Annotated in this window: 15 protein-coding genes; 10 read left to right on the forward strand and 5 right to left on the reverse strand. The window is 67.6% G+C overall.

Annotated features, from left to right (window positions below):
• Positions 1-139 precede the first annotated feature (139 nt).
• Positions 140-1,927, reverse strand: coding sequence for a PH domain-containing protein (locus tag IG65_RS34605; RefSeq protein ID WP_063833580.1), 1,788 nt, complete (start codon positions 1,925-1,927; stop codon positions 140-142).
• Positions 1,924-2,439: a PH domain-containing protein gene (locus IG65_RS0111490; protein WP_030514869.1), complete on the reverse strand. Its 516-nt coding sequence runs from the start codon at positions 2,437-2,439 to the stop codon at positions 1,924-1,926. Before IG65_RS0111490 ends, IG65_RS34605 begins: the two co-directional genes overlap by 4 nt.
• 392 nt (positions 2,440-2,831) lie before the next feature.
• On the opposite strand from IG65_RS0111490, the gene IG65_RS0111500 reads away from it, so the two are divergent.
• From IG65_RS0111500 to IG65_RS0111525, 5 genes are all read left to right on the forward strand, one after another.
• Positions 2,832-5,444, forward strand: a complete 2,613-nt coding sequence (locus IG65_RS0111500) for a bifunctional FO biosynthesis protein CofGH (RefSeq protein ID WP_030514871.1) — start codon at positions 2,832-2,834, stop codon at positions 5,442-5,444.
• Positions 5,445-5,686: 242 nt separating this feature from the next.
• Entirely contained in the window at positions 5,687-6,010 is a 324-nt protein-coding gene (gene fdxA / locus IG65_RS0111510) for a ferredoxin (protein WP_030514872.1), read from the forward strand.
• A gap of 14 nt (positions 6,011-6,024) precedes the next feature.
• Positions 6,025-7,131: a succinyldiaminopimelate transaminase gene (gene dapC, locus IG65_RS0111515; RefSeq protein ID WP_036524160.1), complete on the forward strand. Its 1,107-nt coding sequence runs from the start codon at positions 6,025-6,027 to the stop codon at positions 7,129-7,131.
• 112 nt (positions 7,132-7,243) lie between these two features.
• Positions 7,244-8,881: an L-glutamate gamma-semialdehyde dehydrogenase gene (gene pruA, locus IG65_RS0111520; protein WP_030514874.1), complete on the forward strand. Its 1,638-nt coding sequence runs from the start codon at positions 7,244-7,246 to the stop codon at positions 8,879-8,881.
• Positions 8,882-8,915: 34 nt separating this feature from the next.
• Positions 8,916-9,866 (forward strand): proline dehydrogenase family protein, encoded by a 951-nt coding sequence (locus tag IG65_RS0111525; protein ID WP_030514875.1) that lies wholly within the window; start codon positions 8,916-8,918, stop codon positions 9,864-9,866.
• A gap of 1 nt (position 9,867) precedes the next feature.
• Here IG65_RS0111525 and IG65_RS0111530 read toward each other — a convergent pair whose 3' ends face one another.
• Positions 9,868-10,734 (reverse strand): oxygenase MpaB family protein, encoded by an 867-nt coding sequence (locus IG65_RS0111530; RefSeq protein ID WP_030514876.1) that lies wholly within the window; start codon positions 10,732-10,734, stop codon positions 9,868-9,870.
• A gap of 166 nt (positions 10,735-10,900) precedes the next feature.
• Here IG65_RS0111530 and IG65_RS0111535 point away from each other — a divergent pair, with 166 nt between their 5' ends.
• From IG65_RS0111535 to IG65_RS0111545, 3 genes are all read left to right on the forward strand, one after another.
• Positions 10,901-11,545 carry a TetR/AcrR family transcriptional regulator gene (locus tag IG65_RS0111535; protein ID WP_030514877.1) on the forward strand — a complete coding sequence of 215 codons (645 nt, stop codon included), beginning with the start codon at positions 10,901-10,903 and terminating at the stop codon, positions 11,543-11,545.
• Positions 11,546-11,924: 379 nt separating this feature from the next.
• Entirely contained in the window at positions 11,925-12,809 is an 885-nt protein-coding gene (locus tag IG65_RS0111540) for a helix-turn-helix transcriptional regulator (RefSeq protein WP_030514878.1), read from the forward strand.
• Complete coding sequence (locus IG65_RS0111545; protein WP_030514879.1) at positions 12,806-13,024, forward strand: DUF397 domain-containing protein; 219 nt, start codon at positions 12,806-12,808, stop codon at positions 13,022-13,024. Before IG65_RS0111540 ends, IG65_RS0111545 begins: the two co-directional genes overlap by 4 nt.
• Positions 13,025-13,167: 143 nt before the next feature.
• On the opposite strand, the gene IG65_RS0111550 is transcribed toward IG65_RS0111545, so the two are convergent.
• Entirely contained in the window at positions 13,168-14,016 is an 849-nt protein-coding gene (locus IG65_RS0111550; protein WP_030514880.1) for an oxygenase MpaB family protein, read from the reverse strand.
• A 164-nt stretch (positions 14,017-14,180) separates the two neighbouring features.
• Between IG65_RS0111550 and IG65_RS0111555 the strand changes: the two genes are divergently transcribed.
• Together IG65_RS0111555 and IG65_RS0111560 are read left to right on the forward strand one after the other, a co-directional pair.
• The gene (locus tag IG65_RS0111555) at positions 14,181-15,605 is read left to right on the forward strand and encodes an acyl-CoA synthetase (protein ID WP_030514881.1); all 1,425 of its coding nucleotides are present in this window, start codon (positions 14,181-14,183) and stop codon (positions 15,603-15,605) included.
• A gap of 68 nt (positions 15,606-15,673) precedes the next feature.
• A complete protein-coding gene (locus IG65_RS0111560; RefSeq protein ID WP_030514882.1) occupies positions 15,674-16,045 on the forward strand; it encodes a PPOX class F420-dependent oxidoreductase in 372 nt (123 codons plus the stop codon).
• 75 nt (positions 16,046-16,120) lie between these two features.
• Here the strand turns inward: IG65_RS0111560 and dapD are convergent, their stop codons facing one another.
• Complete coding sequence (gene dapD, locus IG65_RS0111565) at positions 16,121-17,074, reverse strand: 2,3,4,5-tetrahydropyridine-2,6-dicarboxylate N-succinyltransferase (protein ID WP_030514883.1); 954 nt, start codon at positions 17,072-17,074, stop codon at positions 16,121-16,123.
• Between the last annotated feature and the right edge of the window lie 61 nt (positions 17,075-17,135).

The following is a 17,135-nucleotide window of genomic DNA, read 5'->3' on the forward strand; positions in this document are numbered from 1 at the left end:
ACGATGCGTGAATCCGTGCTTACTTATCTGCCACATACATGCAGATATGGCCCATTTTCGGGGGGCGGCGCCGAGTTTTCGCGGGAGAACTGCCGGTTACATGCAGTTCGGTGATCGGCGCCGCGGCGCAGCGTCGGCGTCAGGTTGCGCGCAGTTTCGCGACGGCGTCGTCCGATGTGGAGTCCGGTGTCGGAACGGGCGTCGTCTCATGTTCCGCACGCACGCCCAGCTGCCCGGGCGTCACCTGGTCGATCAGCGCCCACGCCCGTTCGATGGGCAGATCCACGATGCTGTACTTCTTCTTCCCGGCCGCGCTGGCCGCGATCACGGTCGCCAGTCCCACCCGCCGCTGGAAAAAGGTCTGCCGCAGGGTCCACCCGATCACACCCGGCGCCTCCAGGCAGTCACGGTCGCGATCCAGCGATCCGCGCCGGGTGATCAGCCAGACCGGACGCGCGCCGTCCGACGGGATCACCGCATGCCCCAGTCCGCGATATCGATCGTGCGCCAGCGCCGCAGCAAAGAGGGCGACGACCGCGAGGAGAATCCAGGCCCACAGCGGAACATGAAGTCCGGCAAGGGATATCGCGACCAGGAGGGCGAGCATCACCCACACGGGCATGAAAGCGCGAGTGTAGCGCCGGCGCCGTGCGCGCGGGCCGTGCTGTTCGAGCGTCACCAACGCGGGGGCGGCCGCGGTCGCGATCGCAGCGCCGCCCGCTGGGGTGGCGTCGGTGCGGCGGGATCCGCTGGTGAGGAGCTGGGCGAGGGTGCGGTCGACGGCGGCGCGCGGCGCCTGGGGGAGGAGCTTCTGGCGCGGGCTGGTGCCGGTCATGATGGCCTCGAGTTCGGCGCCGCCGGCCAGCCGGAGCAGCAGCGGTTCCTTGACCGTCGCACCGCGCAGTCGGGACAGGTCGAGCGTGGTCTGACGGGTGGTGAACAGGCCGCCGCGGATATGCAGCGCCGCACCGTCGTCGAGTACCCGCAGCCCGAAATACGTGGTGAGATAGCGGACGCAGGCGGCGATCGCGGCGATCACCAGCAGCACCGTGACCGCACCCGTCACGGCGAGGGCGATGAAAACCGCACTGTGCTCGGTCAAGTCCTGCACGGCTTGCGAGCGCACCAGCACATCGGCGACTCCGACCTTCGCGGCCAGGCCGATCACCGGCCCGACGATGGCCAGGCCGGTCAGCGACAGCGGTGCGTACCGAACCCAGCGCGGCTGCCAATGCCCGATCTCGATCGCCTCGTCCGCGAGATCGTCGGTATTGCCGTTCAGGGCTCGCTGGAGTGCGGCCCGGCCGGCGGTGATCCCGTTGTGAACCGAAGTGCCTTGATGTGCGGGCGTATTCGAATGGTCACGGATCCTAGGTTCGGTCGCCGATCCGCTGCCGGCCGTGTGACCGAAAGCCCCGGGATTCGCACTCGGCGCGCCGGTTGCCGCACCGGTGCCCGGCTCGGTGTTCTCGGCCGGCCGCAACAGCAAGGCCCGCAGTTCGGGAACCTGCCGCGCGTCCACACCGTCGAGGTGAAACCGCTTCTCCCGATCGGCGTGCTGCCCGGTGCCGATGACGAGCACCACCAACCCGAGCAGCCGATGCATCAGGTCCGCGTGCACGTCCACCGACCGAATCCGGGACCGCGGCACGGTCAGGGTCCGTCGCTGCAGCAAGCCCCGGCGCAGTTGCACGGAGTCGGCGCCGATCCGGTAACTGGTGGTGAACCACCGCGTCAACGCGAACGCCACGATCACCACCGCGACCGCCACCGGACTCCACGCCGGCCCGCCGCTCTGGGTCCCCACGATCACCGCGCCCAGCAGTACGGGAATGTATTTGAACAATTCCCGCACCGGATGCACGAGCAGCATCCGCATATCCAGCCGGCGCCAGTCGGCGGTTGCCCCCACCCGCGGATCACTCACGTCGCATCCTCCCGATGAATCGACGCGATATCGGTCAGCCGGTTCACCGTGCGCTCGGCGACCTCCAGATCCAGCGCCGCGATCCGCACCGCGCCCGCCGAGGAGGCCGTGGTCACCGTCACCGTCGCCAACCCGAACATCCGCTCCAACGGTCCTCGATGCGTATCCACCGTCTGCACCCGCGTAATCGGCGCAACCCGGCTCTCCTGGTTGAACCACCCCGTCCGCGTGTAGACCGCGGTGTCGGTCACCTCCCACCGATGCACCGCATATCGCCACACCGGCACGACCCCGACGCCGAACCCCGCAGCGACCACCGTCGCCGCCACCAGAGCGAGCGCCCACCCCCGATGCGAGCCGTCCAGCACCACCCACACCAGCTCACCCACCAGCGCGAACGCCCAGAAGATCGCCGGCCCGGCCGCCCACAACAGCGGTGCCCGCCGACTGGCCCGCCACGCCGGAGCGGCCGATATCGTGCGCACGGGCGAGACTTCCGGCGACCGGGTCATGCAGCCATCGTGACATGTTTCAGATGATCCATCGGTCGGCGAGCCGATCGACCCAAACGGGACATTCCTCGGCGGTGTCCGGTGGGGCGTCGACGAGGATCAGTTCCGTGATGCCGAGATCGCCGGGCGGTCGCCCGGACGATCTCCGGCCGGGAGCCGGAGCCGATTCCCAATCCGTGTAACCCGAATCGCATGGCATCGCCGCCTCGTATGTATCCGGTGTGACCGGCAGCCTAACGCGACCGCCACCTGTCGACGCTCTCACCAGCACACTCGTCCGCGGCGTCGTTCCGGGCGCAAACTGGTCGCCCGAAGCAGGAATAACCGGTGAAGGCCCTCGGGTTGTCTCACGTCACAGGGCACCGAAGGGAGAACACTCGGATGGTTGGCGCATGATCGACGGCGTGAACGAACAACCGCACACTGGGCTACCGACTCCTGGTGTACCGCCCGTTCCGCCGAGTTCTTCGGCCATGCGCAGAGCCTTGCGGCGTGCGCGCGACGGGGCGACGCTCAATCTCGACGAGGCCGTGGTGCTGCTGCACGCGCGCGGTGCGGATCTCGAAGATCTGGCCGCGTCCGCGGCGCGGGTGCGGGATGCGGGGTTGCGGGAGACGTATTCCGGGGACACCCTGCCCATCACCTATTCCCGCAAGGTGTTCATTCCGCTCACCCGCCTGTGTCGCGACAAATGTCATTACTGCACATTCGTGACGGTGCCCGGCAAGCTGCGCGCCGAGGGCCACGGCATGTATCTGGAACCCGACGAGGTCCTCGATATCGCCCGTAAGGGCGCCGAATTGGGTTGTAAGGAAGCGCTTTTCACGCTGGGTGATCGCCCGGAGGACCGCTGGCCGGAGGCGCGGCAGTGGCTGGACGAGCGCGGCTACGATTCCACGCTCGACTACGTGCGCGCCATGTCGATCCGGGTGCTCGAGGAAACCGGCCTGCTGCCGCATCTGAATCCCGGGGTGATGAGCTGGGCGGAGATGTCGCGGCTCAAGCCGGTCGCCCCGTCGATGGGCATGATGCTGGAGACCACCTCCGAGCGCCTGTTCACCGAGCGCGGTCAGGCGCATTACGGCAGCCCGGACAAGGATCCGCAGGTCCGGCTGCGCGCCCTCACCGATGCCGGACGGCTGAGCATCCCGTTCACCACCGGCATCCTCGTCGGCATCGGTGAGACCTACGCCGAGCGCGTCGACTCGATTCTGGCGATCCGCAAGTCGCACAAGGCTTTCGGGCATGTGCAGGAGGTGATCGTGCAGAACTTCCTGGCCAAGTCCGATACCGCCATGCGCGACACCCCCGATGCGGATCTCGCGGAGTTCCGCGCCACCATCGCGGTGACCCGGTTGTTGCTGGGCCCCAAGATGCGGATTCAGGCCCCGCCGAATCTGGTGTCGCTCGACGAGTGCCGGGCCCTGATCGATGCCGGTATCGACGATTGGGGCGGGGTCTCGCCGCTGACGCCGGATCACGTGAATCCGGAGCGGCCGTGGCCGAATCTCGAGGTGCTCGCCGAGGTGACCGCGCAGGCCGGCTATGTGCTGACCGAGCGGCTCACGGCCCATCCGAAATATGTACTCGCCGGCAATCCCTGGATCGACCCGCGCGTGCTGGGACATGTTGTGGCACTGGCCGATCCGTACACCGGTCTGGCCCGCGACGTGAATCCGTCCGGGCGCCCGTGGCAGGAACCCGACCAGTCCTGGGAGTCGCTGGGCCGGGTGGATCTCAACACCGCCATCGACACCGAGGGCCGCAATACCGAGTCGCGCAGCGATTCCGGGCTCGACAGCGACGGCCTCGGCGCCTTCGGCGACTGGGAAACCGTTCGGGAACAAGTACTTTCGCTCAGCGCGCCGGTGAAGCTCGACACCGACGTGTTGAGCGCCCTGCGCGCCGCGGAGAAGGATCCGGCCGGGCTCACCGACGACCAGTACCTGGCGCTGGCCACCGCCGACGGCCCGGAACTCGACGCCATCGCCGCACTGGCCGATCAGCTGCGCCGCGACACCGTCGGCGACGACGTGACCTACGTGGTGAACCGCAATATCAACTTCACCAACATCTGCTACACCGGCTGCCGGTTCTGCGCGTTCGCGCAGCGCAAGGGCGATGCCGACGCCTTCACCCTCTCCGCCGACGAGGTCGCCGAACGCGCCTGGGAAGCGTATGTGGAAGGCGCGACCGAAGTGTGTATGCAGGGTGGCATCGACCCCGACCTGCCGGTCACCGGGTACGCCGATCTGGTGCGGGCGGTCAAGAAGCGGGTGCCGTCGATGCATGTGCACGCGTTCAGTCCGATGGAGATCGTCAACGGCGCCTCGCGCGGCGGCCAGAGCGTGCACGATTGGCTCTCGGCGCTGAAAGAGGCCGGGCTGGACACGATTCCGGGCACCGCGGCGGAGATTCTCGACGACGAGGTGCGCTGGGTGCTCACCAAGGGCAAGCTGCCCACCTCGGCGTGGATCGACGTCATCACCACTGCCCACAAACTCGGCATTCCGTCGAGTTCGACGATGATGTACGGCCACGTCGACAATCCGAAGCACTGGGTCGGCCACCTGCGGGTGCTGCGCGGCATCCAGGACGAGACCGGTGGGTTCACAGAATTCGTGCTGCTGCCGTTCGTACACCAGAGCGCGCCGCTGTATCTGGCGGGCGCGTCGCGGCCGGGGCCGACGATCCGGGACAACCGCGCCGCGCACGCGCTGGCCCGCATCATGCTGCACGGGCGCATCGCCAATATCCAGACCAGTTGGGTGAAGCTGGGCATCACCGGCACCCAGGTGATGCTCAACGGCGGCGCCAACGATCTGGGCGGTACGTTGATGGAGGAGACCATTTCCCGGATGGCCGGATCGGAGCACGGCTCGGCGAAGTCGGTGGCCGAACTGGTCGAGATCGGCGCCGGGATCGGTCGCCCGGTGCGGGAGCGCACCACCACCTACGGGATACCGAGACACCAGGTGTCGGCCCTGCCGCTGACGGTCGGCTGAGCCGGCGGCGCTGCCTCCGGACCCGCGCCGCGGAACTTCGGAGGTGGCCGTCGCGCACACCGGCGGCTCCGGCGATTCGGACACCCGCCGGACCGGGTCGGCGAACAGCGCCGGAGACGGTGTGTCGCATCCCGTCGGGATGGACAAGTTAGGCAAGGCTGACCAGTTGTAATGTGAGTCCCCGGGATACTGTTGCGCGGGCGGAAGTGTCCCGCAGGCAAGGACAGACTAGGAGAACGGCAGTGCCGTACATCATCGCTGAACCGTGCGTTGACGTGAAGGACAAGGCGTGCATCGAGGAATGCCCCGTGGACTGCATCTACGAGGGCAATCGCATGCTGTACATCCAACCCGACGAGTGCGTGGACTGTGGTGCATGTGAGCCGGTGTGCCCGGTGGAAGCGATCTTCTACGAGGACGACACCCCGGACCAGTGGAGCGGGTACATCAACGCGAACGTCGACTTCTTCGATGACCTCGGCTCGCCCGGCGGCGCGACCAAGGTCGGCAAGACCGACTACGACGTGCCGTTCATCGCCGCGCTGCCGCCGATGGCGAACGAGTAGGTAGCGCCTCGGTGATCCGCGATCGTGTGCGGGTCAGCAGTCTGCTGCCCGATTTTCCCTGGGACACCATCGCCGGGGCCAAGGCTCGCGCCGCGGCGCATCCCGACGGCATCGTCGACCTGTCGGTGGGCACACCGGTCGACCCGGTCGACCCGCTGATCCGCGCCGCGCTCGACGCGGCCGCCGCCGTCCCCGGTTATCCCGCCACCTACGGCACTCCCGAACTGCGGGAGGCCGCGGTGGCGGCGGTCGCGCGCCGCTTCGGCATGTCCGGCATCGACTCCGATGCGGTGCTGCCGGTGATCGGCACCAAGGAACTGATCGCCGGATTGCCGCGACTGCTGGGCCTCGGCCCCGCGGATCTGGTGGTGATTCCCGAGGTTGCGTATCCGACCTACGAGGTGGGTGCGCTGTTGTCGGGTTCGCGAATCCTGCGGGCGGACGGCATGACTCGGCTCGGCCCCGAATCGCCGGCGCTGATCTACCTGAACTCACCGTCCAATCCCACCGGCCGGGTGCTCGGCATCGACCATTTGCGCAAGGTGGTGTCCTTCGCCCGCGAACGCGGCGCGATCGTCGCCTCCGACGAGTGCTACCTGGGCCTGACCTGGGATGCCGAAGCGGTATCCATCCTCGACCCGCGCGTCAGCGACGGCGACCACACCGGTCTGCTGGCCATCCACTCGCTGTCGAAGACGTCGAATCTGGCCAGCTACCGGGCCGGTTTCGTGACCGGCGACGTCGAGTTGATCCGGGAGCTGCTGGAGGTGCGCAAACATTCCGGCATGATGGTCCCGTACCCGATCCAGGCCGCGATGACCGCCGCACTGGCCGACGACCGGCACGAGGCGCAGCAGCGCGAACGCTACCGCGCCCGCCGCGAGGTGCTGCGAAAGGCGTTGGAGGAGGCGGGTTTCCGCATCGACCACTCCGAGGCCGGCCTGTATCTGTGGTCCACGCGCGGCGAGAACTGCCGCACCACGCTGGACTGGCTCGCCGAGCGCGGCATCCTCGCCGCACCCGGTGACTTCTACGGCCCCACCGGCACCGAGCACGTACGCATCGCCCTGACCGCGACCGACGAGCGCATCGCGGCCGCGGCGGTCCGGCTGTCCGCCTGAGACGGCGGCCGGGCCGCGCCTCGGTTTCCTCAGCAATCAACCGGCGACGCGACGCGCGTCGTACTCGTCGGTTTACCGCAGCATCGCCCCGATGCGGGACTAGCCTGGCGTTATGGACGCTGTCACGGTTGTCCCGACTCCGGCGAACGAGCCGGTTCACTCGTATGCGCCGGGGAGCCGGGAACGAGAACTACTGATCGGCAAACTTGCCGAAATCTCCGGGCGAATGGTCGATGTGCCGCTCGTGATCGGTGGTAAGCATCGGCCGGGGACCGGGCCCCGATCCGAGATCGTGATGCCGCATCGGCACGAGCACGCGCTGGGCACCTACGCCGATGTGACTCAGGAGGAAGGCCGGGCCGCGATCGAGGCGGCGACGGCCGCCGCGCCGCAGTGGCGCGCGCTGCCGTTCACCGAGCGCGCCGCGGTGCTGCTGCGGGCCGCCGACCTGCTGGCCGGGCCGTGGCGGGAGACGGTGGCCGCCGCGACCATGCTGGGGCAGTCGAAATCGGCGTATCAGGCCGAAATCGACGCACCCTGCGAGCTGGTGGACTTCTGGCGGTTCAACGTCGCCTTCGCGAGCCACATTCTGGCGCAGCAGCCGGAATCGTCTGCGGGCGTGTGGAATCGGATGGATTATCGCCCGCTCGAGGGATTCGTCTACGCGATCACCCCGTTCAACTTCAGCGCGATCGCGGGGAATCTGCCGACCGCGCCCGCGCTGATGGGCAATACCGTGGTGTGGAAGCCCTCGCCCACCCAGACGCTGGCGGCGTACTACACGATGCGGGTGCTCGAGGAGGCCGGGCTGCCGCCGGGGGTGATCAATCTTGTCACCGGTGACGGCATCGAACTGTCCGAAGCCGCACTGACCGATCCGCGGCTGGCCGGAATCCACTTCACCGGCTCCACCCGCACATTCCAGCACCTGTGGCAGCGCGTGAGCGCGAATATCGGTCACTACCACGGATATCCGCGGCTGGTGGGGGAGACCGGCGGGAAGGATTTCGTCCTGGCGCACCGCTCGGCCGATCCGGATGCCTTGCGCACCGCGCTGATTCGCGGCGCCTACGAATATCAGGGACAGAAATGTTCGGCCGCCTCCCGCGCCTACATTCCGCGCTCGCTGTGGCGCGAGATGGGCGACGATTTCCTCACCGAGGTCGACGAACTGAGCTACGGCGACGTGGCCGATCTGGCCAATTTCGGTGGGGCCGTGATCGATCGGCGCGCCTACGACAAGAACGTCGCCGCGATCGAGCGGGCCCGCGCGGCCGGTTTGGGCATACCGGCGGGCGGCACCTACGACGACAGCGAGGGCTTCTTCGTCGAGCCCACCGTGCTCCTGGCCGATACCCCGCGCGACGAGGCGTTCACCACCGAATACTTCGGGCCGATCCTGGCGGTGTACGTGTACGACGACGATCACCCCGAAGCCTTCGATTCGATACTGGCGGAAGTGGATTCGGCGGCGCCCTATGCGCTCACCGGCGCCGTCTTCGCCCGCGATCGGACCGCGATCGACCGGGCCGCCACCACACTGCGCTTCACCGCGGGCAATTTCTACATCAACGACAAGCCGACCGGCGCGGTGGTCGGCCAGCAGCCCTTCGGCGGTGCGCGCGCGTCCGGCACCGACGACAAGGCCGGGTCGTATCTGAACCTGCTGCGCTGGGTCGCGCCCCGGACGCTGAAGGAAACCTTCTTGCCGCCGACCGATTACCGCTATCCGCATATGGAGTCGGAATGAACGGCTTATCGGTGGCCCCACCCGGCAGGCGACGATGAACCCGCTGCGCCCCGCGATCCTCGCCGCCGCCGGATCGGTGCGGATGAAGCGGGCGATCACCGGGTTTCCGGTCACCGCCGAGGTCGTGCACAGGTTCGTGGCCGGTGAGACCCGCGCCGACCTGGCCCCGGTCGTCGGCGAGCTGCTGGGCAGCGGCCGGATGGTGAGCGTCGACTTTCTCGGTGAGTACACGACCGAGCGCTCGATGGCCGACGACGCCGTCGCCGAATACCTCGCGTTGATCGATGATCTGGCCCGATGGAACCGATGGCCACCGGCGCAACCCGTTGCGCCGGTGGAGGTTTCGGTGAAGCTCTCCGCGCTGGGCCAGTCGCTGGGGCTGGCGGGCCCGGAGATCGCCACCGCGAATCTGCGGACCCTGTGCGAGCGGGCGCAGCAGGCGGGGGTGTGGATCACCGTGGACGCGGAGGACCACACCACCACCGAAACCACCGAGTCGACCGTGCACATGATGCGTGCCGACTACCCCTGGCTGGCGGTCGCCACCCAGACCTATCTGCGCCGCGCGGAGGATCGCTGTCGCATCGCCGCGGCCGAGGGCGCGCGAATCCGGTTGTGCAAGGGCGCGTATCGCGAGCCGGAGTTCGTCGCCTACCAGCGCGCCGCCGATGTGGACGAGTCGTATCTGCGGTGCCTGGAACTGCTCATGGCCGGTCCGGGGTATCCGATGGTCGCCACCCACGATCCGGTCATGATCACCGCCGCCCATGACATGGCCGACCGGAACGGGCGCGCCCCGGGCGATTTCGAATTCCAGATGCTCTACGGCATCCGCTCGCTCGAACAGCGGCGCCTCGCCGAGGTCGGGCACGCGGTGCGGGTCTACATCCCCTACGGCAACCAGTGGTACGGCTACCTGATGCGAAGGTTGGCCGAACGCCCGGCCAACCTCGGCTTCTTCCTCCGTGCCCTCGCCGAGCGCTGAATCAGACCAGCGGTCGCCCGAAGCGCCGGCGCAACCGCATGTCCGCGAGGTAGAAGTTGAACGGGAAGACCCGGATCACCGTGGGCATCCGCGTCCACACCGCCGAGATCGTGCGCAGGACGAATCGGAACCGGCGTTCGTCGCGCGCGGTCCAGCGCATCCCCATCTCGTCGCGCAGATGCTGCGGCAGCAGGGCGGTGACGGTGAAGCGATGGAACCGCCCGGCCAGCAGCTGAATCAGGCGCGGCTGCATCTTCAGGTCGATCAGATCGTTGAAGTAGCGGCGCACCGGCTCGTCGATGGTCTTCGTCGCGAGGTTCTCCTCCCAGAACGCGTAGAACGCGTCCCGGTCGGCCGGCCACATCTCCGGACGCATCTGCAGCCCGGTGCCGAGCCGGACGCTGTAGCGGTAGAAACGCTCGGCGAGTTCGGGATCCATCGGTCCGCGCATGCGCCGGTACAGATCGTCGACGCCCCAGTACAGGCAGGCCGCCACCCACAACTGCAACTTCGGATCGAAGGCGTTGTACTTGACCGGGCTGTTCGGTCCCGAATGCACCGGGCGGTGCGAGGCGTTGACCGCCTCCCGATAGCTCTGCACGTCCTCGTCGTTGCCCAGCCAGGCCACGGCCAGATAGGTCAGCGTGGTGCGCAGCCGCTTGAGCGGGTGCAACGTCACCTTGCCGCTGTCGACCGTGCTCTCCAGCACGCCGTAGCCGACCGGCGGATGGCTGAGCTGCATGATCACGTTCGCGGCACCGCCCAGGAAGGCGGCCACGCCGTCGATGTGTTCGCGCACCGTCTCCGGGGTCAGCTCGTCGCCCGGAATCTCGGGCAGCGGCTCGGTCGCGCGCAGGGGGGCGGTCATCGTCGACTCGTCTCCTGTTCCTCCCCGCCGGATCGGCGAGAGAATATGAGAAGCTTTCGTATAAACCTTCTCATCGGTGTGGCATCGTGTCAATCGAGGCCGCTGACCATATGGGATGATGAGAGCGTCACCGTGTCCGCGACCCGGGCGAACGAGAGGAACCACCATGACCGGCTCGACCAGACTGTCGACTCGGCTCCTGCCGCTGGTTCGCGGCGCGGGTCCGGAGGACCGCAATCAGACCACGGTACTCGACGCGGCACTGCTGGCTTTCCTCGATTTCGGCATCAAACGCACCAGCATGGTCGAGGTCGCGCGGCGCGGCCGGCTGTCGCTGGCGACGCTGTATCGGCGCTTCGCCGGCAAATCCGATCTGATTCAGGCCGTCGGGCTGTGGCAGGCACGCCAGTTCGTGGAACAGGTCGACGCCGCGGTGCAGCGCCAGATCGATCGCGACGCCAGCGCCGAGGATCAGATCGTCGAACTGTTCGTCGCCTTCCTGGACGGGTTGCGCGGCAACAAACTGCTGGACCGGCTGCTGACCACCGAACCGGAGGTCGTGCTGCCCTATCTCACCGTGCAGGGCGCGCCGGTGATCGAGCTGGGGCGCGACTACGTCGCCGAGTTCATCACCCGCCTGCAGACGGAAGACAAACTGCCGCAGTATGATCCGCTGCCACTGGCCGAACTCGTCGCGCGCAACGCGCTCTCGCTCGCGCTGACTCCGCAGACGCTGATCCCGGTCGACGACGAGGCCGCGTGCCGGCAGTTCGCCCGCGACCACGTGGTCCCCGGTTTCCGAATTCCCTAGTCACTGGATCAGCCCATAAGGTCCGGCTCGTCGGGCCGTGGTGAAGTCTGTTGTGCCAGTGTTAGACTGGGGTATCGGGTGCCGAGTATCTCGGTGCTATAGCATTCGCTCGACGCATTGGTCTGCTGTTCCATCGTTGTCTTCGTGACCTCTCCAGATCTTCGCGGCGGTGCCACGCCGCGTACCGGTTCATAGAGCCGGGCCCGCGCCTCGGGGGCTGCCGGGTGAGCGCGCACAGAACATCACGATCGAGCTGTGGGGACCGGCGGAGATGAATTTCCCGGGGGCACTTCGGCGTATCGCCAGCACGATCCCCAAGAATCCGGGACGACTCCGGTCCGGATCGAAGCTCCTCGAACCCGAGAAGGAGATAGTCGACATGTCAGAACCCGGCAGTACGGTACCCAGGCGGCAACTCGGCCGATACCTTCGCGACCTACGATCACAGACCGGGATGACGCTGCACGAGGTTGCGCAGAAGGCCGAGATCAGCGCGAGCACGGTGCAGCGCTACGAGAACGGCCGCTTCCCGACCAAACTCCGATCGGCGGACATTCGCGAAATCTGCGCGGTCCTCGGCGCGGACGAAACCATGACCGCCGCCCTGGAAGGCCTCGCGCAGCAAGCGAATGTGCAGAACTGGTGGCACGAGTACGACGACGTGATCCCGCAGGACTTCGATGTGTACATGGGGTTGGAGGCGGCGGCGGAGCGGTTGGTGGTCTACTCGCCGGATGCGGTGATGGGTTTGCTCCAGACTCCGGATTACGCAGCGGTGCTGACGCGAGAGGTCTTTCCCGGCGCCACACCGGAAGAGATCGCGCAGCGGGTGCACATGCGAATGCGCCGGCAGTCGCTCATCACTCGGCGCCGCGGCCCGGCCGAACTTCGGATGGTGCTGGGGGAAGCGGCCATTCGTCGGGCAGTCGGCGGGCGACGTGTGATGGCGGCTCAGGCGAAGCGCTTGGCGGACATCAGCACGATGCCGAATGTTTCGTTGCGAATACTGCCGTTCTCCGCAGGCATTCCGCTCGGCCAGGTATACAGCCAGTTCATCGTTCTCGAGTTCGGCAAGGACGCCAAGGGCAATCTGATCGAGCCGCCGATCGTCTATCTCGAACATCCAACGGGCGACCTGTATCTCGAGAAGCCGGCCGACGTGCGCCACTACACTGAGGCGCATCAGGGAATCCAGCGGGCCACCCTGGATGAGCAGGCGAGCAGAGACCTGCTTCGCCGGATAGCAAGGGAGTTCGCAACGTGAGCGGAAAGTACGACGTCGACCTGTCCGATGCCCAGTGGTTCACCAGCAGTCGCACTTCGGGTGGAAAGGAGTGCGTGGAGGTGGCATTCCTGGATGGTGGCCTTGTGGGGGTGCGCGACAGCAAAGATCGCACTCGCCCGGCGCTCGTCTTCACTCCCGGCGAGTGGCGGGCATTCATCGGTGGTGCGAAGGACGGCGAGTTCGACCAGGCGTAGCGATCACAGGTCGTTGTAGGGTCTCGAGAGTCGTGGCCACATCTCGAAATGCTTGGCCACAGGTTGGCTGGCCGGCCACGATTCTCGACGACGAGGTGACTCGTGCCGTCGTGGAGGGAACTCGGTGCCTACTTCGTGTTGCCTCATACCAGCCGCAGTCCCAAACGCCGCCGAAGGCGCATGTCGAACAAATACGCGTTGACCGGAAACATTTTGAGCGACTTGGGAACTCGATCCTCCACCGCGCCGACCGCGTGCAGTAACCGGGCCAGGCGGCGGTCGTCGGATTCGGTCCACGGCATCTCCATCTGCGTGCGGAGATTCGGCGGCAGCAGTCCGGCGACCACCCAGCGGTGAAATCGCCCGAACGCCAGGCGGATCGGCGGCGGGAACATCTTCAGGTCCACCAGATCGTCGAAGTACGCGCGGATCGTCGGATCGATCCGGACCTCGGCGATCTGCCGGTTCCAGTAGGCGTCGAATGCGGCGCGGTCGGCCGGCCACAGTGCCTGCGGCATTTGCAGGGTGGTCCCGAACCGGGCGGCGTGGCGGTAGAAGGCCTCGGCCTCCTGCTCGGGCATCGGGCCGTGCATGCGCTCGTAGAGGTCGCGCGAACCCCAGTACAGGCAGGCCGCCACCCACAGCTGCAACGTCGGATCGAAGGCGTTGTACTTGACCGGGCTCTGCGCGGTGGAGCGGACCTGACGATGCTGCCAGTTCACCGCCGCGCGGTAGGCGGCGCGTTCGTCGTCGCTGCCCAGCATGGCCACGGCGAGGTAGGTCAGCGTCGTGCGGGTGCGTTTGACCGGATGCACCATCACCTTGCCGCTGTCGACGGTGCTCTCCACCACGCCGTAGCCGACGGGCGGAAGCGACAACTGCATGATGACGTTGGCCGCGGCACCGAAGAAGGCGGCCGAGCCGTCCAGGTGCGCCGCGACATCGTAGTCGGCGACCGGTTGCCCGGGCGACCTGCGAATGGACGTGGTCATCATCGACCCCCATCTCCGCGTGAGAAGGCTGTACTTCGACAGTCTCACCACCTCAATGCGCTGTCAACGGCCGCGGGACGACGAGACGAATTCGCAATCGGCCGCTCGGTCGGCGAGAGTGCCGGCAGTGCCGGATCGTCGAGCCGGATTGATAGGTTGGCGCGATGTCCTACGGTTCGCTGCCGCTGTTGCCCTCGCTGAATCCGGCCGCCGTGGCCGCCGGATACGACATTCCCGATGCGGTCACCATCGACGGTGAGACGCTGTCGCGCAGCGATCTGGTCGGTGCCGCGACCTCGGTGGCCGAACGCATCGCCGGCGCCGGTCGCGTCGCGATTCTCGCCCGCCCGACCGCCACCACCGTGCTGGGCATCCTCGGCTGCCTGATCGCCGGGGTCGCCGCCGTGCCGGTGCCGCCGGATGCCGGATCGGCCGAACTGGACCATATCCTCGCCGATTCCGGGGCGCGGGCCTGGCTCGGTGCGGCGCCGGACAACCCCACGCTGCCGGTGATTCCGGTGCGCAAACACGCCCGCTCCTGGCACAGCCATCCCGAACCGGCCGCGAACACAACGGCTTTCATCCTCTACACCTCGGGGACCACGGGTGCGCCCAAGGGGGTCGTGCTCAGTCGCGGCGCGATCGCCGCCGGGCTCGACGCCCTGTTCGAGGCGTGGTCGTGGACCTCGAAAGACACGCTCGTGCACGGTCTTCCGCTGTTCCACGTGCACGGTCTGATCCTCGGCGTGCTCGGGCCGCTGCGAGTCGGCAGCCCGCTCGTGCACACCGGAAAGCCCACGCCCGCCGCCTATGCGGCCGCGGCCGGCACCCTGTACTTCGGCGTGCCGACGGTGTGGTCGCGTATCGCCGAAGACCCGGATGCCGCAAAGGAATTGGCGAATGCCCGGTTGTTGATCTCCGGCAGTGCGCCGCTGCCGATTCCGGTCTTCGAACGGCTGCGTGAGCTCACCGGGCAGGCGCCGGTGGAGCGCTACGGCATGAGCGAAACCATGATCACGCTCTCCACCCGGGCCGACGGCGAGCGCCGGCCGGGCTGGGTCGGCCTGCCGGTGGCGGGTGTGCAGACCAGGTTGCGCGACGAGACGGGCGCGCCGGTTCCGCACGACGGCGAAAGTATCGGCGGACTGCAGGTGCGCGGGCCCATGCTGTTCGACGGCTATCTCAACCGGCCGGAGGCCACCGCCGACAGCTGGACCGAGGACGGCTGGTTCGTCACCGGCGATGTGGCCGCGATCGACGCCGAGGGATTCCATCGCATCGTCGGGCGCGAATCGGTGGATCTGATCAAATCCGGTGGCTATCGCGTCGGGGCCGGGGAGATCGAAACCTGCCTGCTCGGTCACCCGAATGTGGCCGAGGTCGCAGTGGTCGGGATCGAGGACGCGGATCTGGGGCAGCGCATCCGGGCCTACGTCGTGCCGCGCGCGGACACCCCGATGTCGGAGCGGGAACTGATCGACTTCGTCGCCCAGCAGCTGTCGGCGCACAAACGGCCGCGCGAGGTGCTGATGGTGACCGAGTTGCCGCGCAACGCCATGGGCAAGGTGCAGAAGAAGCAGTTGCGCTGATCCATCGTTCCGGTGCCGGGAACGTGGCGGGTTGACCTGTACCGTACTCGAGGTTCTAAGGTCGGCGCATGATCGCAACGCTGTCTGCAGCCCAGATCGAGTATCTGGCGGGCCAACGCCTGGGTCGGCTGGCCACCATCCGCCCGGACGGATCGCCGCAGAACAACCCGGTGGGTTTCCGCTACAACGAAGCCCTCGGCACCATCGATATCGCGGGCCACAACATGGGCGCCTCGCAGAAGTTCCGCAATCTCGCCAAGGAGGAGCGGGTCGCGTTTGTCGTCGACGATATCGCCTCGGTGAATCCCTGGCAGGTGCGCTGCCTCGAAATCCGTGGCGTGGCACAGGCTTTGCGAGATGTCGACACCTACCTCGACGGCGGCTCGCGGGAACTGATCCGCATCACTCCGCAGCGTGTGCTCGGCTTCGGCATCGACTAGGCCCGGCACGAGTCACGAAACGCCCCTTCCGCGCTCGGATCGGATGCCGAGCGGGAAGGGGCGTTTCGCGTGAGATCAGTTGGCGTGCAGGGCGGCGTTGAGTTCGATGCCGGTGCCCTTGCGCGCGACCACCTCGACGCTGCCGGTCAGCGAGTTGCGGCGGAAGAGCAAATTCGACTGGCCGGACAGTTCGGCGGCCTTGATCGTGCGGCCGTCCGGCAGCGCGACCTTGGTGCCCGCGGTGACGTAGAGGCCGGCTTCGACGACGCAATCGTCGCCCAGCGAAATGCCCAGGCCCGCGTTCGCGCCGAGCAGGCAGCGCTCGCCGATGGAGATGACCTGCTTACCGCCACCGGACAGGGTGCCCATGATGGAGGCGCCGCCGCCCACATCGGAACCGTCGCCGACCACCACACCGGCGGAGATGCGGCCCTCGACCATGGAGGCGCCGAGGGTGCCGGCGTTGAAGTTCACGAAACCCTCGTGCATGACCGTGGTGCCCTCGGCCAGATGCGCGCCCAGCCGCACCCGGTCCGCGTCGGCGATGCGGACGCCGGCGGGCAGCACGTAGTCGACCATGCGGGGGAATTTGTCGACGCCGTAGACGGTGACCGGGCCGCGGGCGCGCAACTTTCCGCGCACCAGCTCGAAGTCCTCGACCGCGCACGGGCCGTAATTGGTCCACACGACATTGGCCAGCAGGCCGAACTGCCCCTCCAGGCTGAGCCCGTGCGGGCGGACCAGCCGGTGCGAGAGCAGATGCAGGCGCAGATATTCGTCGTGGGTGTCGATCGGCGGCGCGGACAGGTCCGCGATCGTGGTGCGCACCGCGACTACCTCGACCCGGCGGGCCTCGTCGGGGCCGACCAGGTCGGCGAAGCGCGCGTACTCCGGGTCGCTCGGGCTCAGCCGCGTGGTCTCGGACGTCTCGAACGTGCCCAGTTCCGGATACGGGTACCAGGTGTCGAGGACCGTCCCGTTCACGGTCACCGTCGCTAGGCCGACTGCGGATGCTCCCTGTGTGCTCACGGCCCCTCAGCCTACTGGGTGCGGATCGCGAGGTGGCGGGCTCCCTGTGCCGCCAGGGCCG

It is taken from the genome of Nocardia sp. NRRL WC-3656 (assembly GCF_000720265.1).
Taxonomy (GTDB): domain Bacteria; phylum Actinomycetota; class Actinomycetes; order Mycobacteriales; family Mycobacteriaceae; genus Nocardia; species Nocardia nova.

Coding starts and splice junctions, on each gene's coding strand:
- IG65_RS0111490 (WP_030514869.1), bottom strand. CDS start 2,439: ATGACCCGGTCGCCGGAAGTCTCGCCCGTGCGCACGATATCGGCCGCT.
- IG65_RS0111500 (WP_030514871.1), top strand. CDS start 2,832: ATGATCGACGGCGTGAACGAACAACCGCACACTGGGCTACCGACTCCT.
- pruA (WP_030514874.1), top strand. CDS start 7,244: ATGGACGCTGTCACGGTTGTCCCGACTCCGGCGAACGAGCCGGTTCAC.
- IG65_RS0111525 (WP_030514875.1), top strand. CDS start 8,916: ATGAACCCGCTGCGCCCCGCGATCCTCGCCGCCGCCGGATCGGTGCGG.
- IG65_RS0111530 (WP_030514876.1), bottom strand. CDS start 10,734: ATGACCGCCCCCCTGCGCGCGACCGAGCCGCTGCCCGAGATTCCGGGC.
- IG65_RS0111535 (WP_030514877.1), top strand. CDS start 10,901: ATGACCGGCTCGACCAGACTGTCGACTCGGCTCCTGCCGCTGGTTCGC.
- IG65_RS0111540 (WP_030514878.1), top strand. CDS start 11,925: ATGTCAGAACCCGGCAGTACGGTACCCAGGCGGCAACTCGGCCGATAC.
- IG65_RS0111550 (WP_030514880.1), bottom strand. CDS start 14,016: ATGACCACGTCCATTCGCAGGTCGCCCGGGCAACCGGTCGCCGACTAC.
- IG65_RS0111555 (WP_030514881.1), top strand. CDS start 14,181: ATGTCCTACGGTTCGCTGCCGCTGTTGCCCTCGCTGAATCCGGCCGCC.
- IG65_RS0111560 (WP_030514882.1), top strand. CDS start 15,674: ATGATCGCAACGCTGTCTGCAGCCCAGATCGAGTATCTGGCGGGCCAA.